Raw genomic sequence first — 18204 nt, forward strand, 5'->3', positions numbered from 1 at the left:
CCGTGGGCCACGCCCGGTACCAGGCGCTGCCGGAGCGCACCATGGCCTTCAGCTGCAGAGCGGCGAGCGGGTGACGATCCCGCTGCGCCGGAAAGGGCTCAGCTGCCTGCTGCGCCAGCACCAGGGGCGCGTCATCCTGCGGCGCGGCGCGGACGAGCAGGTGATCCGCGCGGTTGACCTGCCACCGCAGGTGCGCCGCTCGGCGCTGCGTCTTCCAGACATTACCCTCGCCACGCTCCCCTGCTCGCCGCTGTTCGTCGGCGGACCCGCCTCGGACCTGCAGACCACCCGGCACGGCGAGACGCTGACGATCGACTTGGCGTTCCGCTGACACCAGCATCTCCGCACCGCCCCGGTATCCTGAGTCATGTCCTCGACCGCGGCTGCCGATGTTGCCCAAGACGCCCAGACCGTCCACTTGGAGCGCGACCCGGACGGCGTGTGGATCCTGACGCCAGGAGGCGACACGCTGTTCCCCCGGCACCTTCGGGAGCTGCACGAGCCGCTGGCCGTGTCCGGACGCTTCCTGCAGGCCATCGCTGACCTGCCCGGGGGCACCAGCGCAGTGTTCATCCTGACCTGCTGCAGCTGCGGAGACCCGGGGTGCGGCGGCATGAGCGCCCGGTCGCTCGGCATGGATCAGGACGGGCTGCTGCTGGATGTCTGGCCGACCATCCGGGGCCCCGGCGCCCCAGGCGCCGTGCGGCTGCGTCCTCCGGCCGGGGGGTTCACGGCGGTGCAGGAACTCAGCGCCGACTTCCTGGTCGACCCGCAGGACCTGCTGGTGGTGCAGGACCTGCAGGACATCCTGCTACTCAGCCGACCGGACGTGTACCGCCCGGTGCCCGGGTCCGCCCGGCTGCTCGAAGCCGCGCAGGGCCGCGTTCGCCCGAACATCGGCGGCTTTCCCGCCCAGGCGTTCCAGCTGGAGACGCCCGGCGAGCCGCCACGGTTCCTATCGCTGGCCGAAGCGCTGAGCGCCTGAACAGACACCGGAAGCGCAGGACTTACTCGCCCGGCACGGCCGGGCAGCTGCTGACCGCCTGCACCGTCGACCCGGTCGGCAGGGGCACCGTATTGAGCAGGAGGGTGCCGGAAGCATTCCTGGTCAGCAGGGTGCTGCACCGCACCGGCTTGTTCGGGGTGAAGATCAGGAAGGCTGGCCGTGGTGTCACGCCGAGCGTCGTGACGCTGTAGAGCAGCACCAGCCAGCTGGCCAGCGCCGAGATCCCGACACACCACCGCGAAATCCTCAGGTACCACCGGGTGGCCTTGATCGCCGCGACCGTATCCCGGAACAGCACTTCGTCCGGATCCCGACCGACCTCACCGCTCCGCAGGCGGCCCTGGGCGGCCAGCTGCGCGACGATCACGCCGATGCCGTACACCAGCAGCACCACGACCACCACCAGGCGACCAGAGACACCGGTGGACACCAGCGGCCCGAGCGTCTTGTCGGCCACGGTCAGGCCGAACACGCCGCCCAGGGCGATCAGCGTCGAAATCGACCCGGCCCATGTCGTGGCGGCCGCCTTGACGACCGTCAGTTCCGCTGCCACCAGCGTCTGCAGCGGCCCGTAATTGACCGGCCGCTCCGTCAGCGTCACGAGCCGGCTCCGCGCGGCGGCCGGACGTGAAACCTCGCGCCGCAGCCTTTGGTGCCCGGTGAGTGCGTGGACTCGCAGGCGCAGTCCCGGATCAGCACCACGTCCCCGGCAATCACCTGCGGGCCGGGCACCGTCTGCACCTGCACGGTGAAGGCCGCTGCCGGGTGCTCCGGCAGGTAGTACTCCACCTGGGTGCGGTCTCCGCAGCGGGGGCAGTCGAACGACTTGACGTACAGCTTGAAGCCCGCCGCCGGCTGCTGCCACGGCATTGCATTGATCGCGTGGTCCCACTCCGGGCGCTGCTCATGGGCGAACGGGACATCGTGATGCCCGTCCGGCTGCTCTGCTGGCCGGGCGGCCAGCCCTTCCCCGTCCTGTCCTGTCATCGAACCTCCACACCGGCGGGCAGCAGTCTTCAAAGCAGAAACAATGCGGAACGTGAGGAACATGTGCCGGTAATGAATCACTGTACCAGACGCCGGCCCGGTCAGGCAACCGCAGACCCTACCCTGCACGCGGTGAGACGCGGCAGGGCATGAACATCCGGCAGAGCACCCGACCTGCGTCTGAGTGCAGCAGCGGCTGGGGAGAATGCAGCCCATGCCCGTCTCCCCTCTTCCTGAAGCGCCCGCCCCCTGCGCGGTGATCGGCCTCGGCCCGGTCGGCCTGAGCCTCACCGCCCTGCTGGCTGCCCTCGGTCACCCGGTCTGGGCGGCCGAGCACGATCCGCTCCGCCGCGCGCAGCTGCTCGCCGGGCAGCTGCCGTTTCACGAACCCGGCCTTGGGGAGACGCTCGCACAGGTCTACACCCAGGTGCGGTACGTTCCCACCAGCCTGGACTTCCCGGGCGACGTGACCTGGGTGTACCTGTGCGTCGGCACGCCGGGCACGCCTGGCGGGGCGGTGGACCTCACGGCCCTCGACCGCGCCTGGGAGACGCTGTTGAGCCGGGCGGTGGTGCCGCCGTTCATCGTGCTGCGCAGCACCCTGCCGCTCGGCGCGGCCGAACGCTACCAGGCCGACCTGAGCCGACGGGCGCCCGGTGCCGTGCTGCTGTACCAGCCGGAGTTCCTGCAGGAAAGCCGGGCGATGACCGGGGTGTTCTTCCCGGACCGGCTGGTCATCGGCGGACCCACCGCGGCCGCACAACAGCTCGCGCAGCTGCAGCGCCCAGTCACCGAGGGCACCCTGCAGACACCGACGCTGACCCGCCCGCCCGGCTGGACCCCAGCGCCGGTGCAGCGGGTGAGCCTCACCGAGGCGACGCTGATCAAGCTGGCCACCAACGCCTTCCTGGCGATGAAGATCAGCTTCGCCAACGAAATCTCCGACCTCTGTGAGCACGCCGGCGCGGACATGCGGACCGTGTCCGCCGGGCTGGGCCTCGACCCGCGCATCGGCGCGGCGTTCCTCGATCCTCGAGTCCGGCCTCGGCTGGGGTAGCAGCTGCCTCGGCAAGGACCTGGGCGGCCTGACCCACCACGCCGAAACCGCCGGCCTGCCGGCGCCGCTGCTGGAAGCCACCCGGCGGGTCAACGAAGAGCGGACCAGCGCGGTGATCGGGCGCCTGCACCGCCACCACCCGGACCTGCAACCTCAGCTGTGTCCAGCCGCAAGACGCTGCGAACGGCACGACTAATCCACCTCAGACGTAAGTCCCCCGTTATCGTCGTCTTCCCGAACGCCCTATTCCTACCGATGTGCCGGGCAGGTCGCAGAAGCACACGCATGTGCGACGCTCGGGGCATATTGATAACACACTGCTCGCATCCGACGCCCTCCCCTCTTTCCGTTCCTCCGTCCGCCGCGGATCTCAAAGCCGCCCGGGCAGACTGGGACGACTACGAACGCCGCATTCACCGGCAGTCTTAGGGCCAGCACCGCCGGATCCTGCAGCAGCTGATGGTGTACCTGCGGTTCGTGTCGGCCAGGAACGCGGACTTCCCGGCGTTCCTGGCCGCGCCACTGACCGGCGTGGCGTTGTCGATTCCGTCGTCCCTGCCGATCTGGGGGCTGGGCGGGCACATCACCCGCGCGGAGCTGTTCCTGCGGCTGATTCAGCTGTTTCAGGCCGAGCCGGTCCGTCCGGACGCCCTGGAGCTGCCGGACGCGAAGGACATCGACCGGATGGACTTCTTCGCGATGCAGTCGGCGGTCATCTCCGAATGCCGGACCGGGGCGGTGGACGTGCTCGACAGCGCCGCGAGACTGGCCTCTGCCCCGCTGCGGCGGGTGCGGGAGCTGATTGACCTGCGGGCGTTCTGCCAGGCGGCGTTGATGCCGGTCATGGGGCAGCTGGAGATCGACCGGAACTACGGCCATACCCTCGCTGAGCCGCTGCGCATCACGTTCGACCATGACCTCGACCGGCTGCTGACGAGCCTCGACCCACACGGCCCCTACCGGGTGCTGTGGGAAGATCACCGCCACCGCGGGGTGATCCTCGCCAGAGGTGAACTCGCGATGGCCTGCAGCACGAACCTGGTCTCACCGTGGGTGCCGGGGCCGGAGCTCAGCCGGCTGCTCGGCTGCGCACCGTACACGCTCGGTTCCTGAACTTCCTTCTTCACGGCCCCCGATGCAACTCGGGGGCCGGTTCTTGCACCTGTCTAGCATCCTGCACCCCAGCTGAACGTCAGCTTCCAGGCATGGTGACTATATTGCGACATCGACACAGGTACCACCCTTCGGTGTGCGAGTCTGATTGCAGAGGTAACGTCCATGAGTATGAATGAAGAAAGGGCTCTTCGACCCCTTGAAATCGACGAAAAGTCGCAACAGGAGAAAATAGACCGAGCGTCCGACTACATGCGACGGTCCGACGGACATCCGATGGACGACATACTTGACACAAGAAGTCAAACAGGCCTCAAAAACCTGAATTTGGCTACCTTCCTTCGAGATAATCAAACACTGCATGACTTTGGCATGTCAGCAGAGAACGTAAAAGTCGATGTCCACTTCAGGGAACTGGACAAGAAGCTGATCGATGAGATCAATCGTGCCGACATCGTCGTTGGATCCGTGGCTTGGCTGACACACCTTGACATTCTTGAAGCGCTCTCAAAAAAGCGAGCGGTGTCGATTATCGTCCAGAAAGAAGACTTCCTCAGGCCAGACTCGAACCCGAGGTCAGGCTGGGAGCAAAAGCTACGGTCAGCCTACCGAAAATTGCGGTGGATGACCCGAGTGAATTCAGCGGTTGCACGAACAAAAGTCGGCGAAATCTATACGCAGGAAATAATCGACATCGCGGCAGTTCGGTGCCTCGGAATACACAATTCCGATAAAAAGTCCGCCATGCCAAGAGCACACAACAAGTTCCTGGTACTGTGCAGAAACATTCCTCTACCTGAAGATCCGGATCCAGAGGGCCCAAACGCCCGCGTGTTTCCTGCCGGTGACGAAGTAGGACACTTCGAGCCATATGCAGTCTGGACCGGGTCATTCAACTTCACGAACAACGGAACGAACTCACTCGAAAATGCTGTTGTATTGCACAGCAGAGAAGTCGCTGAAGCTTACTTCCAAGAGTGGGGGCAAATCGCCGCAATCTCCGAATCTTTGGACTGGACCAGCCCATGGGTAACCTCTGACCTTTGGCCAGCGACGTAAACGGAGCATCTGAGAGACCTGACCAACGGGCGCCTCATGCTTCGACCACCGCCTGGTACGGGCCCGTCCATTCCTGCTCGAACAGCGCGACGAAGGTCCCAGAGGGCTGCGAGCCACGCGCCAGCTGCTCCTGGCAGAAGACGTCCAGGTCAAGCCGTTGCTGCGTGGACAGCTCGTCTCGCCTAAGGGTGCTCATAGATTCCCGTAGTTTCTGAAGGATGTTCCGGCCTGGGTGCCGGGGCCAGCTGTCACGCGCACCGGTTCGTCCCTGCACCCTGCCGGCCGTGAAGCACCTTCAACAGCGTCGCTGAGCCTGCGCACAGCGGCGTGCACAGCACGTCTGTGCAGCACAGCAATCCATAGGCTTGACAGGGTTCCTCTCACATGTAAGATGACCTGAGACGCTAAGATTTGGCAAGGTGGTGAGAGATGAGCATGCACCGGAACGAGATCAGGACAATCGAGGATTTTGATCGTGAAGTCAGCGAGCTGCTCGCTCGACCCTCGATCGAAACCATCTCCGAAGCGACCAGAGCACAGGACAGGGCCAGCTTCGAGAACGCCCGGGCGCGTTCGATGAGCTACTTTCTCGGCGCGATGAAGGAAACCGTCCATCACTGACCACCGTCACCCCGCGCTGACGTGAACGGCCCACCCCTCCCACCCGGAGGGGTTTCGTGTTCCAGGCGAATGGAAAGCAGCGGTAGAATGGGCGTCAATGGCCTTCTACCCTTACCAGAACACCCACAGCTTCCCGGGCGACTTCACCAGTGGAATGAGTGCGTTCGAACGGAGGGAGCTGCTGAACGCCTGTGGGAAACGGCCGCTGGATACCCTGCAGCAGGCGCTCAAGACCATGACCGGCTGCGGGACGTTTCTTGAGTTCAAGCACCGCGTCGTCTCGCCGCACCGGATGATCGACCCGGACCTGTCTCTGGTGCTGATCACCGAGATCCGGTGGGACGGCACAGAACAAACGCTGTCGTTCCGGGCGCTGATGCGCGACGAAACGCAGTACAAGCTGATGGCCACCACAGGGCAGCTGATCTATCACGCGGCGACCGCTTCCAAAACCGTGAAGCACAACCTGATGTACGTCTCTCCGGACGAACGCGACGCCGAAGGACAGCTGATCAGGCCCATTCGCCGTCAGGGCCTGGCCTCCGTTGTCGCCCAGAGCCAGGAAGACGCTTGGGAAACCGCCGGATACCACGCCGTGACACTCACCGCCTCCGAGGCTGCTCCAGAAACCGTGAAGTTCGGTCCGCAGCAGCTCGCGGTCAAACGCTCGGATTTTAACGGGCGAGTGTTCTGGGCGAAACAGGGGTACGATTTTGACCCTCACCATTCCGCCACCGCACAGACGTACATCAGGAGCGCCTTTCGCCGGCTGATCGAAGACGCCAAAGCCAAGGGAGAACTGCCGGAGGCGTACGCGGACGCCGTCCTGGCACGGGTTCAGGACGTCCCACCCTGGGTGATCGAAGATGTCGTGGCCGAAACGCACGACGGAAAAGAACGGTGGCTCGGGCGCATGGCCCTGGACGGGCAAGACTGGGACGCCCGGAAAGAGCTGAATCCCAACGCAGACGGCGCACGCGCCGGACTGGAACGCCGGCTCGAGTCCCTCCGGAAGCACCCGCTCCGCTGAAGCGCAGCGATCCCAGCGGCACGTCACCAGCCTCCCCGGAGGGTCCGGCGAAGCTGACCGGGTCTGCTCGGCCTTCTTCCTCCTCATCCGCCCCCGCGGCACAGCGTCATGAGAACGCGGAGGACGGCCTGGCCGTCCTCCGCGCGTCAGCGCGTCGTTACAGGCTCTTCTTGAGGTCGCTGGCGATCTTGAAGGCGACCTTCTTGCCGGCGGGAATCTGGATCTTCTCGCTGGTGCCGGGGCGCACGCCCTGACGGGCGGCGGTCTCCCGGACGCTCAGCGTGCCGACGCCGGGCAGGCCGATCGTCTGGCCGCTCTTCAAGGCCTCGCCCATGATGTCGAGCCGCGCGCCGAGCGCGCCGACGGCGTCCTTCTTGCTCAGGCCGGCGCGGTCGCCGAGCATGTCGGTCAGCTCGGTCTTGCCCAGCTTGGTGCTGGCCGCCGGCGCCGCGGCCTTCGCGGCAGGGGCGGCCTTCTTGCTCAATTTTGTCATGAGTACACTCTGAAAGACATTCCATCTATGTCAACAGAGGGCTAGACACAGAATGCCATGCAGCACAGACCTGAGCTGCAATGAAAGACAGAAGACGCCCACTGACAGGGCCTTCTCGTTGATCCAGTGCTGGAGTGTGTGATCAACGAGCACGGACAAGGTTGCACGCCCTCCCGGCCGGATGCCCCCGTTAGCACAGAGGCGCCCGGCCTGAGGGCATCATCAGGGCGTCAAGTCAGCAGTGAGATACAGGACATCAGGCAGGGAATGGACGGCACCGACCGGGACGTGTGGAACACCGTGCTGCCGCTGACGCTTACTAGTCTGGCACTCGGCGCACCACCCTGCGCGTCAACTGGGTCCACGTCAACGGCTGGACACCGCCAGAGGCAGCTCCCCTCCAGCCCCACCGAGCCTCCAGCGAATAATCTCGACACCGAGAAGTTCAGGAGACGCGGCGAAACCAGAGCCTGGAGTACCCGTTACGCCTGCACAAGCTCCGGCGCGAGATACCGCTTCTGTTTTGGAAACACATCGATCAGACACGAGCAGCCGCTCCGGCTGCACTCGAGCATTTGACGACGGCCGTTCACAGTGGCCCGGGTCTTGAGCCGCATCGGTCCTTGCCCGCAGGTGGGACAGCGCCTGCCGATGGTGGCTTTCCCTTCCTCACCGGCACCGCAACGACAGCAGATGTTGTAGGTACTCTGACCGTCGGAGATCGGACTGTCACGGGAATCGATAATGTCATCACACAACCAGCAATCGGTGAGTTTGACCGGTATCGGGTGATGCTCACACGCGAATACTGTCACCGGAAATTTCGCCATGAACTTCGCGTATTTCTTTCTGGGATGCATGATTGTGCTGCACGTCTGGCAACGAAGCCGCGAGCGGATCTTGTTGAGCCGGTTCAACCAGCCGCCCAGGCGGCTAACGAGTTCCTCGTCGTTTCGCAGTTCCGGATAGAGCTCCTTCGGCTTCAGGCCTGCGTGGTGAAGGAGTTCCAGCACGCTCCACTGGGCGGGAGGCAAGGTGAGATTCGGCCTGATCCAGGCTGGGCCGTCGATCCTCATGATCGTCGGGGAGGCACCTCTGAGGTCCAGGGTGCAAGGTCCGCGCAACGTCGGACAATACGCGGCGTCGCTCATCCAACGGCTGCCTTCGCAGTGCGTGCAGCTGACCGCCTTGTTCCTGCAGGGCGGCACCAGGGGAGTGAAGTCGAGAGGGTCGGTGTTCAGATAAGCCCGGCTGGCCACCATGTCGAAGAGCCCGTCGAGTGCTGCCCGCGCCGAAACGCGGTCAGTGGCCTGGGCCACCGCGAGTGCCGTCACCACCTCACTCTTCCAGGGCACCGTCCTGACGCGGGCATCCCCGGCAACCAGCCAGGTGATGGCGACCCGGTACTGAATTTGCCAAGGAAGGTACTCCAAGACGCCCGCCCTGTCGGCAGCTCTGAGCAGCAGCACCATCGCCGCCTCGCCGTGAAGGTGCAGAAATTCCTGCATCCGGCGGAGCGCAGACGCATGCTCCTCGACTGCAGCAACAAGAATGGCGCAGAGCTGCCCTTGCAGGTCCAGCCGCGGATACAGCTTTTCATCAAGCGCCATCGGATGGTCGGCAAGATACGGCAGAGGCACCTGCGTGGTGAACACGTCCCGGAAGAAAACCTCCATCTCCAACTGGGTCGGCGCTCTGGAGAGGAAGGAGCGGTACAAGGCCTGGACCATGTCTTCACGCAACGGCTGATCGATCGGCAATGTCTGATCCAGCACCACCTGCGCCAGCCCATCATCGAGCGGGTGATCCTCCAGCCGCCCGATCGCCGCGCGCAGGAGGCCACACTGCCGTGCCTGCTCAGCAGCCACCCGTAGGCGCTCCTTGTTCGCGGCGTACACGGCATCCAGATGTGCTTTCTGACGTGCCGTCGCCTCCTGATGCTTCACTTCCCGCTCGTGCATCACCTTTCTATGGAACGCAAGCTTCTCAACCGTCAGCCATACCGGCAGTGTCTCCTGCCTGTTCCGCTGCCTGGTGCGTTTCCCGCGCCGTTCGCTGGTCCGATGAGAAGCACCATCAGTCATGACCATGCTCCCAATTCCTGAACTGACACGGGTGTAAACGAGACCCAGGGGGTGCCGAGACGTCTCCGTGGCTCATGCCGACCTTGATCCTGCGCAGACTGTGCGGGTGGCCAGCTTCTTCCTGAGGACGGCTGTCCAGGCGTGTTGACTGATGAGAGGGGCGTCCAGGGGCAAGGGCGTCATCGGCGCACATGATGTCCTCAGACGGGCTAAGAAGGCCATACGATTCCCGACAGACGCGCACTTGAGGCTCAGCCCCTGACGCCCGCTCAGCTCCTCAGCCGTCATGCTGCTGGTATCCACAGGTGTAGTGAGCTTGGTATTCGACTCCACCTCGACGCGCTGTGGGGCCTCCCAGCCGCCGAGTTTAGCAAGCAGGGCAACCATCGGCACAGCGTCATGCAGCTCCGAGCTCTGGCCCGGGCTTGAGCTGACTTTCTTGACTGCGAGACGCTGCTGAGCACTCATGCTTGTGATGTTCCGCAGGTTCAGGCTGCCAGAGACGAACTCCGCCACGTCCGGCATGGTGATCGTTAGCGCTGCCATGGCCTTCTTCGCTAGGGCGACCACGAACGGGTTTTAGCCGACGCCCTCCGCCTCGATTTGCTCGTCCACTAAGATGGCGATTCGAGCCGCGACTTTAGGGGGTGTTTAAGCAGCTGAGGATCCTGACTGTCGGCCGTCTGAGGGCTGTAGCCGGCGCACAGCGCATTCTGAGATGCGCCCGGACTCGACGTATTGGCGGGCGAACCGCTCCAGCATCAGGTTCGTGCGCGGGTCGGTGTTTGTCTTCCCGAGTGGGATGTTCGTCGTGCTGGCGTGGTTGTTGCTGGTATTCGCGGGCGAGTGGCCGTGGCAGCCTTTCCCTTCTGCTTTGGCGGCCATCGGCTCACCTCCTATGTCTATCTGTATGCTGAGCGGGTGGATCAAGAGCACTCGCTTGCCGTGGTCACAACTGATGCCGTCGGATGGCTTTTCAACCACATCATCTGGCCGTTCGACATTGTGTTTTCAGACCCGGGCTGGCCGTATGCCGGCCTGCCCTTCTGGGTGCTGGGACTGTGCGCTGTTGCCGCTATGTATGCAGCGGCAGGGGCGCTGATCTATGCGGTCGTCGGGGCGCTCCGCAAGCCGATCCTCGCCGGGTTCAAGCTGCTGGGCCTTCCCTACTTAGCCGCAGGGCTGCTGGCCTGTCTGATCACCTGGCACATGTCCGACTGCGTGAAGGCAAGCCCGCACTCCATCGCCGGATTCCTGATCTTGTTCCTGGGTGGTCTCTGGATGATGGCGGCACCCGCTCTACTGCTCATGGTCCTCGGCTTCCTGGTCTATTGCATGGCCCGCTACGCCGAGCATCGAAACGGTCCAAACCGCGATCAGAGTTTCCAGTTGTAATCAACCCGCTCACCTCCTGTGATTGAATTGCAGCGTGGCAAACGACACCGACACTGCGCTCTTAGACAGCTTCAAACACACTCTCGTCTCACTACTGCTCCAGCAGAACGGTCAGACTCTCGCGGGCATTCTGGTGGACAGTACGTTCACGTTTGAAACCGACGGCAACAACCACGAACAGATCATCGTGATCGAAGTGCCGGTCGCCTACTTCAGCTACTTCGGCGACGGACCTGATTTTCCGTTTGCTGCGACAACACGGGACGCGTTGGGAGAAATCGCCTTCGGCCATTTGACGGATTGGAATGGCGCCTTCTACCGGCCTGGTGTCCTGTTCAGGGTCCAGCTCGAGACGCCTGATCCTGCCTGGCAGGAGAAGGTCAAGGCCGTCCTTGCTGAGGGCGGTGTGACGAATCAGGCATTCGTGACTGATCTGATGTTCTCGCGCGCCACTCCAAAACGAGAAGTCATCACCTACAACGAGCTGAAGTTTGCCAGCCGGACTGAGGTGCGCATCGCGCAGGAGCTTGAGCGGAGAGGTGTGTTGTTCTTCCCCCTGGCGATCGCCGTGAAGGCGAAAACGGGCATACTCCACGAGGATCACCGCGAGGTTGACTTCCTGGTCTGCCAGAACGGTGTGTTCGGGATCCTGGAGATTTCAGGTCCCGCGCACACCGGGCGGTACGAGAAAGATGCCGAGAAGGCGAATTGGTTTAGAGAGGAAGGCATCCTGTGCGTTCAGCATTACACTGCTGAGAACGCCTGGGATAACACGACAGCGGTTATCGACAACTTCCTCGGGATCCTCGCTCAACACAAGCGGTGATTTGCAAAGCCATCGCGGCGCGACACTAGACTGCCGGCATGACGCTCTGGCATATCGAGACAACAGTTGAGGACGGTCCCCCCTGCGGTGACTGCGGCGGGCCAACGAAGATTCTGCGCGAGCCGAGGCAGCCCGATCAGCACTGCTGCATGTCTATGAGCCTGCCACCCTGCCGGGGAACCGAAGGCAACGAGGAGTTGCGCGCAAAAATCATTCGGCTCAGCGGTCTACTAGGTCGCTAGTCGATCCCTAATGCTGACCGGGTGCGCTGCTGCCGACGATGCGCTTCTGGTCCGCCCGGTGTGCTTACTCCCGTAGCTTCTCGGCACATCTCTCTTCTCTGACAACCTGTTGTGCCTGCCCGATGAGGCAGTTCTCTGCTGTGGTCAGGCTGAGCGCCTTTGCGACGCGCTTCAGCGTGTACTCCGCCCGCTCCTGTAGGACGGTTTCCGTGTCCGAGTACTGCCAGCGGGTCACGCGGGACCTCTCAGGTTCATAGCATAACTGCAAGCGCGACGCTGTGCGGGACGTATCACTGTTGCCCGGCGAGCGCCTCGGCCACGCCTGGCGCAAGTTCGAAGACGTGTCGGCCGAGGACACCTCCGCCGGACCAACCGCTGATCAACATGAGCTCCCCGTCCACCAACCGGAGGTCCAGGTACCCGCCGAAACGGTTGTGCGCCTCGATCAGAGACTGGCCGTAGTTCGGGCCCTCAACCCTCCATCCGCTCGGTTCTGCGGCCCGCTGCATCGCTTCTGCCAGCATCGCCCAGCGCTCAGCCCGACCATCAGGCGAGGAGAGCAGGCGCATCTCCAGTTCCAGCTCCGCCGTGAGTGCCGTGGTGATGGCCGTGCGAGCGCGGCGCTCCACACGCGGGAGGTCTTCCACAGCAAGGTCAACCTCGGTCGGCTGACGGTACCGGCGTGTGCGTATGGTCATACGTCCTCCCGCGGAACGCCGACCCAAGTACCATGCACGCTATTCGCTCGGGCCGCCAGCGTGAACCGCTGGCCTGACAGCATCCAGCTGAGGCGCTCGCCGAACAGCATCACGGTCGGTACCGCCCGCGCCCGGAGCTCATCGTCGGCGGCCATCAGCATCTTGCCGTGCAGATCGAGCAGCGCACGTGAGGTAACAGCGCAGTTCAGCCGGTGGCGCAGGCTGGCCGCAATGCGCTGGGCCTGGTTGCAGCGCTTCATGCTGCCTCACACAGGCCCTGTTGAAGCTCGGCGGCAAATTCCTCGAGGCGCAGCCAGACGTGCGCGCGCCAGGGCCGGAGCGGGCAGACCCACCAGGCCGAGCGGCTCCAGCGGTGCGCAATCATCTGCAGCGTGCCTGGGGCGGCATCGCGGATGGCCTGTTCTGTTCACGATTGAATCATGACAAGAGAATACATCTGACACGTACCGTAGAGCTTGACCTCCCAGTGCACGTTCAGCGATGGGTACACGAGATATGGGTTGTTTCCCCCACCGGCGTGCCGCTGACCACGGCGCGGGGTGACCGAGGCTGGTCAGTAGGTGCGCCAGTTGCAACTCACCCCGTTTTCGTTTTTGCCTTGAGTTCATCATCTGACGCCTTTCTCGCAGGTGCGACCGTGGAGGTGTCAAGCTGACACCCCTCATCGCGTATACCTTTCTTTTACACCTGAAGCGTCAAAACATTTGACACGCAAGACGTAAGTGTTTACGCTGGCGGTGTGCCTCTGCCTCCGGATCTGCCCAGCTGGCGCTCGACCCTGTCCGCCGCCCTGACCCGCGCTGAGGCGCTGGCCGCCGAACACCGCCTGCACATGCCGACCGAACGCCTTGCCCGCGACTGGCGCGCCGCCGACCTGCTCACCAAAGACGGACGGCAGTTCACCGGCCGTAACATCCTCGAACTGCTGCGCATCCGCCAGCTGCGCGAACAGGACCTACCGCTGCCGCTGATCCAGCAGGACCTGAAAACGAAAACCGACGAGGCCCTCTGGGACGCCCTGACCGGCGAAGCGCACTCCGCCCCCCCGCTGGCGGGCAGCGAAGCGTTCATCGACGAAACTGCCCGGCTGCTCGCCGCCGGGCTGCTGCGGCAGTTCAAGAACACCCAGAACGGATTGATCGTCGGCATCATCAGTGAGCTGCCGCGCGAACTCCGCCAGGCGCAAACCTGGCTGGCCCGGCTGGCCCTGCGCGCCGGCGAGGAAGACCGCTTCGCCGCGGTGCACCCGCTGATCCACATGTGCACCCGCCCGATGGGCGAGTGGGCCCCCGCACCGCTCGCCCATCACCCTGCGTACCGCGACCTGGTGCTCGTCGACCCGGACTACCTCGTCCCGACCGAGGAGTGCGACGCGCTCGCCGCCCAGGGCGGCCGGGTCGACGACCTGATCGAATCGAGGCTCCACCGCGCGCTGATGGACGCGCTGAGCACCCTGCCGGGCGACGAGCAGGCGGGGGCATACACCCTGATCCGGCGTTTCATCGCCGAGCAGCCGCTCGCCACCGCCGAGGAACTGCGGACACTGCTGCTCGACCCGCACCTGAACGCCCCGCTGAAAAGCCTGATCCACCAGTGCTACGAGCCGGTGCACCCCAGCGAACGCCGCGGGCCGCTGGTGGTCCGCTGCGCCTACTGCCGCGGGCCGATGCATCCGGATGGCCGCTGCCGCCTGGCGAGCTGCCGCGCCGCGCACCGCATCCCGAAGGCCGGCCCGGGCGTGCCGGCCGACACCGCCCGCGTCGCCCGGCCGGAACTGCTGCGCTACTGGGCTGACCCGGCCCTCGAGGAACTGCGCGTCTACCGTGAACTCACCGATTCCGGGCTGCGGGACGTGACGCTCTACCCGCACCTGGACCGCTGCGACGTCTCGGTCGGCGAGCACACCGGCGTGGACGTCAAAGACCACGCCAACCCCGCCCGGCTGGCCAAGACCCTGAGTGACAGCATCGGCGGGCTGAGCCACTACCGCCGGCGGATCCTGGCGGTGGCCGACCGCCGAGCCCGCGAGGACCAGTACATCGACCGGCTGGTGGAGAACCTCAGCGCCTCCACCCGCAGAACGCTGACGGTGCTCAGCGTCACCGACACCATTGCGCTCATCAAGGGAGCCCCGAATGCCTGAGCCGCGCCGCACCGCCCGTCCGACCGCGGTTCAGACCCATCGCAGAACCACGCAGGCCGCATCCTCCACCTCCGGGTTCTTCACCGGCTGGAACGGACAGGAACGCGTCCAGTGGGCCTGCACCCTGCTTGAGCAGCTCGGCGAGACCACCCTCGAAACGCTGCCGCTGCTGCTGTCCGGCATGCGCGTCACCGAACGCACCGTCCAGGCCCAGGGGCACGAGACCGCCTTGCGCAACCTCCGGCGCCGGACCGGGCACCTGCTCACCCCGCGCGCGGTGCGGGTGGCCGTCAAGGCGTTCCTGCGGGCAGTGGACAACGGCACCGCCGAGGCGTCGTTCCGCATCCATCCCGGCGATCTGAGCTTCACCCGCATTCCCGGGCACGAAGCGCGGATCGAAGAAGCCAGGACCATGCTGCACGCCCCGCCCGACCGCCCGCGCCAGAGTCTCAGTGTCGCCCCGCTCGGGGACCTGACCGCCCGGCTTCGGCACCGCACCGACCCTATCGACATTCCCCTTCGCCTGACGGACCTAGATCTGGAGCTGCCAAAGCAGCACGACCTGGAACGCACACCCACCCGGAATCTCACCGTCACCGTGGCGGAACTCGAAGCCACCGCCGACCGGCTCGACCTGCTCGACCAGGCGCCCGAGGCCACCTGGGACCGTGAGCACTGGCGGTCGCGCCTCGACAAGGTGATCAGCCTGCAGCGCGTGACGCCCGGCGGCCTCGCGCATACCGACACGCTCGATCTCACCGGATTGCAGCACCTGATCGGCCTGCCCGGCGCCGGCAAGACCACCCTGATCACCCTGCTGTGCGCCACCCTCGCGGCGCGGGGCCAGCGGGTGTCGGTGTTCTTCACCAGCATCGAAGTCGCCCGCGAGTACCTCGACCGGCTGCGCAACTACAACGTCGGCGCAGCGATGCTCGTCGGGCGCAGCGAAAGCACCCACCGCAAGCACGGCGAACGCCTCGCCGAGCTGATTGCCGCCGAAGGCAATGGCGGCTTCGGCCACACCATGGGCGCGGCGGACCTCTTCGCGCAGACCTGCCCGCTGCCGGCGTTCGCCGTGAACGAAAACGACGCCTGGGCCCGCTGGGCCCCGGAGGACGCCCCGCCGTGCGAGCACATCTACCGCCAGACCGAAAAGGGCAACACGGTCCAGCACCTGTGCCCGGTGTGGAGCCGCTGCGGGCGCATGAAAAACCACCGCGAGCTGGTCACCGCCAGCGTCTGGCTCGGCCACGTGCGCAGCGCCGACACGCCCGTCCCGGCACACACCACGCCCGAGCGGCTGCAGTACTTCGAGCTGATCGCCCGCACCTTCGACCTGGTGATCTTCGATGAGGTCGACGAGACGCAGAAGAAGCTCGACGAGCTCGGCGCGAACAGCCTGAAGCTCGGCGGCAGCCCCGACAGCATCCACGCCGAAGCGCAGAAGGTGACCACCCGCGCCTTGAACGGCAATCCGGCCGTCACCGACCGCCGGATGTACACCCACGCGCACGCCGCGAACAACTTCGAACGCCACCTGATCCGGCTGCACGAGGAGATCAGCACCTTCGAAGACCGCCACCAGGAAGACCTCAGCCTGGCGCTCGAGAACCGGCTGCTGACCACCAACTTCCTGATCCGCGTGGCGCTCAAGCACTTCAAGATCCACGCCAGCAGCGACCGCCGCAGCGGCATCTACGCCTTCTTCGACGGCGCGCTGTACGCCGCATACAACCCGGACCGGCCCCCGCCCTGCCCGGCGGTCGAAGACGCGCTGGGCCTCACGCGTGAGGAACTCCAGCAACGCTGGACCGCCCTGGTCGGCGCCCTGGGGCTGTACTGGACGCAGATGCAGCGCACCGACGACATCGAAGACGAGATGGACGCGGTCGCCGTGCAGTTCGCCCTGCTGCTCGCCCCGGAGCACCAGGCAGTGCTCGCCCCGATCGCCCGGCTGGCCGTCGCGGTCGGCTTCTCCATCGCTGCGTACCAGGAGCTGGTGCGGGCCACCCGCGCGCTCGCCGGGCACGACATCCTCCAGCAGGCGGTGCGCGCCAAGGCCAGTGCGGACCTCGACCTGATGGTCCCGCGGAACCTGCTCGGCACCTTCAGCAGCGTGCTGTACCGCCGCAAGGCCGAGGGCATCGGCTTCGACATCGAGTACCTGGTGCTCGACAGCACCCCAAGGATGCTGCTGCAGCGCCTGCACGAGGAAGGCACGAACGTGCTGCTGACGAGCGCCACCTCCTGGCTGCCGGACGCCTCGGCCTACCACGTGAACGTCCCGCCGAGTTACGTGCTGCGCCCGAAAGCGCAGGACAACACCCGCATCACCCTGAAATTCCGGCCGGTCACCGACCCGCAGCGAAACGAACCGGTGCGCATCAGCGGCACCGGCGTGCACATGAACGCCAACCTCCGGACGGTCGTGCGGGACCTCGCCCGGCCCGACCAGGGCGGCGGCCTGAGCAAACTCGAGCTGTCCATCCGCGCCAGCCGCACCGCGAACGGCCGCACCCGCAAGGCGGCTTTGATCGTCAACTCGTACGATCAGGTCACCGAAGTGATCCGCGAGATCGCCCGGGTCAACCCGAAGCTCGCCGAGCGCGCCCGTGGGGTGCAGCGCGCCAAACCGGACGCCGCTCCGCCCGGCGAGCGCTACGTGCTGCGCGGGCAGGTCGAAAGCCTCGGGCATCAGGACGACGTGGACGTGATCGTCTTCCCGGTCACCGCCCTGGGCCGCGGGGTGAACATCGTCTTCCACACCGACGACAAGGACGATACGGACAATGGCGTGGCCGCGATCGGCACGCTGTACTTCCTGATCCGCCCGCACCCGGTGGTCGGGGACCTGACCCTGATGCTCTCGCGCATCGCCCGCGACACCGAAGCGTTCGACCAGAGCAGCGCCGCCGGGCAGACGCTCGAAGCGCTCAGCGCCGCCCAGCGCCGCGCCCGGGGTGAGTTGTTCGGCAGCGTCATGCGCCTGCTGGCCCGGCCGATGAGCGCCAGCATGCTGCCGTCGGAGTTTGTGCGGCCGTTCGCGGCGAACCTGCTGATCCCGGTGGTGCAGACGATCGGCCGCGCCATCCGCCGCAGCCAGCCGGCTGAAGTGCACTTCGTCGACGCCGCCTGGGCGCCGAAAAGTGCCGCGGGGCAGACGGACGATGAGCGCAGCAGCGTGCTCGTCGGCATGCAACACCTGCTGCGCTCGCTGGTCGGTTCGACCGACCCGGGCCAGCGGGACATCTTCCAGGCGCTGTACGGCCCGTTCGCCGACGCGTTCGCGGACATCGACGGCCTCGGACCCGGCGGGGGCCTCGCCCCCGAGGACGACGAAGACGACCGCTACCTCAGCGGGTTCGACGACGAAGGCTGAACCGCCCGCTGCCAGACGCCCCACCCACGCTCCCCTTCCCGCACCCTGGA

At 65.4% G+C, this 18204-nt stretch carries 19 protein-coding genes; 12 read left to right on the plus strand and 7 right to left on the minus strand.

Annotation, left to right across the window (positions count from 1 at the left end; translation table 11 throughout):
- Positions 1–70: 70 nt before the first annotated feature.
- Both ABOD76_RS20610 and ABOD76_RS20615 read left to right on the plus strand, forming a co-directional pair.
- Entirely contained in the window at positions 71–331 is a 261-nt protein-coding gene (locus ABOD76_RS20610; RefSeq protein WP_350245588.1) for a hypothetical protein, read from the plus strand.
- Positions 332–367: 36 nt separating this feature from the next.
- The gene (locus ABOD76_RS20615; RefSeq protein ID WP_350245589.1) at positions 368–985 is read left to right on the plus strand and encodes a hypothetical protein; all 618 of its coding nucleotides are present in this window, start codon (positions 368–370) and stop codon (positions 983–985) included.
- Between the two features lie 22 nt (positions 986–1007).
- Here the strand turns inward: ABOD76_RS20615 and ABOD76_RS20620 are convergent, their stop codons facing one another.
- Both ABOD76_RS20620 and ABOD76_RS20625 read right to left on the minus strand, forming a co-directional pair.
- The gene (locus tag ABOD76_RS20620; protein ID WP_350245590.1) at positions 1008–1607 is read right to left on the minus strand and encodes a hypothetical protein; all 600 of its coding nucleotides are present in this window, start codon (positions 1605–1607) and stop codon (positions 1008–1010) included.
- Positions 1604–1993, minus strand: coding sequence for a hypothetical protein (locus tag ABOD76_RS20625; RefSeq protein WP_350245591.1), 390 nt, complete (start codon positions 1991–1993; stop codon positions 1604–1606). The genes ABOD76_RS20620 and ABOD76_RS20625 overlap by 4 nt, the downstream gene beginning before the upstream one ends.
- Positions 1994–2207: 214 nt before the next feature.
- On the opposite strand from ABOD76_RS20625, the gene ABOD76_RS20630 reads away from it, so the two are divergent.
- The 4 genes from ABOD76_RS20630 (at position 2208) to ABOD76_RS20645 (ending at position 5222) form a co-directional block, all read left to right on the plus strand.
- Positions 2208–3050, plus strand: coding sequence for a hypothetical protein (locus tag ABOD76_RS20630; protein ID WP_350245592.1), 843 nt, complete (start codon positions 2208–2210; stop codon positions 3048–3050).
- Positions 2944–3246 carry a hypothetical protein gene (locus ABOD76_RS20635; RefSeq protein WP_350245593.1) on the plus strand — a complete coding sequence of 101 codons (303 nt, stop codon included), beginning with the start codon at positions 2944–2946 and terminating at the stop codon, positions 3244–3246. The genes ABOD76_RS20630 and ABOD76_RS20635 overlap by 107 nt, the downstream gene beginning before the upstream one ends.
- A 263-nt stretch (positions 3247–3509) precedes the next feature.
- Positions 3510–4163 carry a hypothetical protein gene (locus ABOD76_RS20640; protein WP_350245594.1) on the plus strand — a complete coding sequence of 218 codons (654 nt, stop codon included), beginning with the start codon at positions 3510–3512 and terminating at the stop codon, positions 4161–4163.
- Between the two features lie 165 nt (positions 4164–4328).
- Positions 4329–5222: a hypothetical protein gene (locus ABOD76_RS20645; protein ID WP_350245595.1), complete on the plus strand. Its 894-nt coding sequence runs from the start codon at positions 4329–4331 to the stop codon at positions 5220–5222.
- A gap of 34 nt (positions 5223–5256) precedes the next feature.
- Here ABOD76_RS20645 and ABOD76_RS20650 read toward each other — a convergent pair whose 3' ends face one another.
- Positions 5257–5418 (minus strand): hypothetical protein, encoded by a 162-nt coding sequence (locus ABOD76_RS20650; protein WP_350245596.1) that lies wholly within the window; start codon positions 5416–5418, stop codon positions 5257–5259.
- A 233-nt stretch (positions 5419–5651) separates the two neighbouring features.
- Between ABOD76_RS20650 and ABOD76_RS20655 the strand changes: the two genes are divergently transcribed.
- The gene (locus tag ABOD76_RS20655; RefSeq protein ID WP_350245597.1) at positions 5652–5843 is read left to right on the plus strand and encodes a hypothetical protein; all 192 of its coding nucleotides are present in this window, start codon (positions 5652–5654) and stop codon (positions 5841–5843) included.
- A 97-nt stretch (positions 5844–5940) separates the two neighbouring features.
- The gene (locus ABOD76_RS20660) at positions 5941–6873 is read left to right on the plus strand and encodes a hypothetical protein (protein WP_350245598.1); all 933 of its coding nucleotides are present in this window, start codon (positions 5941–5943) and stop codon (positions 6871–6873) included.
- Between the two features lie 157 nt (positions 6874–7030).
- Here the strand turns inward: ABOD76_RS20660 and ABOD76_RS20665 are convergent, their stop codons facing one another.
- A complete protein-coding gene (locus ABOD76_RS20665) occupies positions 7031–7366 on the minus strand; it encodes an HU family DNA-binding protein (RefSeq protein ID WP_350245599.1) in 336 nt (111 codons plus the stop codon).
- 482 nt (positions 7367–7848) lie between these two features.
- The gene (locus tag ABOD76_RS20670) at positions 7849–9450 is read right to left on the minus strand and encodes a hypothetical protein (RefSeq protein WP_350245600.1); all 1602 of its coding nucleotides are present in this window, start codon (positions 9448–9450) and stop codon (positions 7849–7851) included.
- Positions 9451–10302: 852 nt separating this feature from the next.
- Here ABOD76_RS20670 and ABOD76_RS20675 point away from each other — a divergent pair.
- Entirely contained in the window at positions 10303–10845 is a 543-nt protein-coding gene (locus ABOD76_RS20675; RefSeq protein WP_350245601.1) for a hypothetical protein, read from the plus strand.
- Between the two features lie 34 nt (positions 10846–10879).
- Positions 10880–11671 carry a hypothetical protein gene (locus ABOD76_RS20680; RefSeq protein WP_350245602.1) on the plus strand — a complete coding sequence of 264 codons (792 nt, stop codon included), beginning with the start codon at positions 10880–10882 and terminating at the stop codon, positions 11669–11671.
- Between the two features lie 532 nt (positions 11672–12203).
- On the opposite strand, the gene ABOD76_RS20685 is transcribed toward ABOD76_RS20680, so the two are convergent.
- Together ABOD76_RS20685 and ABOD76_RS20690 are read right to left on the minus strand one after the other, a co-directional pair.
- Positions 12204–12611 carry a hypothetical protein gene (locus tag ABOD76_RS20685; RefSeq protein ID WP_350245603.1) on the minus strand — a complete coding sequence of 136 codons (408 nt, stop codon included), beginning with the start codon at positions 12609–12611 and terminating at the stop codon, positions 12204–12206.
- Positions 12608–12871, minus strand: coding sequence for a hypothetical protein (locus ABOD76_RS20690; RefSeq protein ID WP_350245604.1), 264 nt, complete (start codon positions 12869–12871; stop codon positions 12608–12610). Before ABOD76_RS20690 ends, ABOD76_RS20685 begins: the two co-directional genes overlap by 4 nt.
- A 500-nt stretch (positions 12872–13371) precedes the next feature.
- Here ABOD76_RS20690 and ABOD76_RS20695 point away from each other — a divergent pair, with 500 nt between their 5' ends.
- Together ABOD76_RS20695 and ABOD76_RS20700 are read left to right on the plus strand one after the other, a co-directional pair.
- Positions 13372–14775: a hypothetical protein gene (locus ABOD76_RS20695; protein ID WP_350245605.1), complete on the plus strand. Its 1404-nt coding sequence runs from the start codon at positions 13372–13374 to the stop codon at positions 14773–14775.
- On the plus strand, positions 14768–18154 hold the full coding sequence (locus tag ABOD76_RS20700; protein WP_350245606.1) for a hypothetical protein: 3387 nt from the start codon (positions 14768–14770) through the stop codon (positions 18152–18154). Before ABOD76_RS20695 ends, ABOD76_RS20700 begins: the two co-directional genes overlap by 8 nt.
- Positions 18155–18204: the final 50 nt, after the last annotated feature.

It is taken from the genome of Deinococcus sonorensis KR-87 (genome assembly GCF_040256395.1).
Taxonomy (GTDB): domain Bacteria; phylum Deinococcota; class Deinococci; order Deinococcales; family Deinococcaceae; genus Deinococcus; species Deinococcus sonorensis.